The sequence below is a fragment of the Bifidobacterium sp. M0353 genome, assembly GCF_016100645.1.
Classification (GTDB): domain Bacteria; phylum Actinomycetota; class Actinomycetes; order Actinomycetales; family Bifidobacteriaceae; genus Bombiscardovia; species Bombiscardovia choladohabitans.
In genome coordinates this window covers 1-446 of record NZ_JACFSB010000025.1, presented here as the reverse complement: position 1 = coordinate 446, position 446 = coordinate 1, and the positions used below count along the sequence as shown (strand labels likewise).

Sequence of the window (446 nt, the reverse complement as noted above, 5' to 3'; positions counted from 1 at the left end):
AGCAAACAAAAAAACTTTTTGGTTATATTGGAAAAATGATTAGTTCGGTGATAGAGATTGAGCCTTTTAAAACATTTGCTAAAAAGACTGATTTACAAATTCAAGCCAATCAAATAATTCAGAAAACAACAAATAATCGTATTTTGCGACTGAGTTATGAAGCAAATAGATATGATTCTACCCACAACGTTTTGGCAATTTATGACGAGGCTGGTGCATTAACTGATTTTGATCGTATTTCAGATATTATAGACGGACAGGGTCAAGTTGTTCCTTATCACCAATTTATTAAAATATCATCTGCTTATCCTGATCCTACAGGTCCATTTCACCAAGAAGAAAAGGCTATGCAAAATGCAATGGAACAAGATTTTAAACGTGAAGGCGACAATATGCTCTGCTGCATTTGGGCACAAGATGATATTGATGAAACTTACAAACCTGAG

General features: G+C 34.1%; 1 protein-coding gene. It reads left to right on the top strand.

Features of this window, described 5'->3' with window-relative positions:
- Positions 1 to 47: 47 nt before the first annotated feature.
- Positions 48 to 446, top strand: a 399-nt coding sequence (locus H3V04_RS08840) for a hypothetical protein (protein ID WP_198188206.1), incomplete at its 3' end; no start/stop codon positions are given.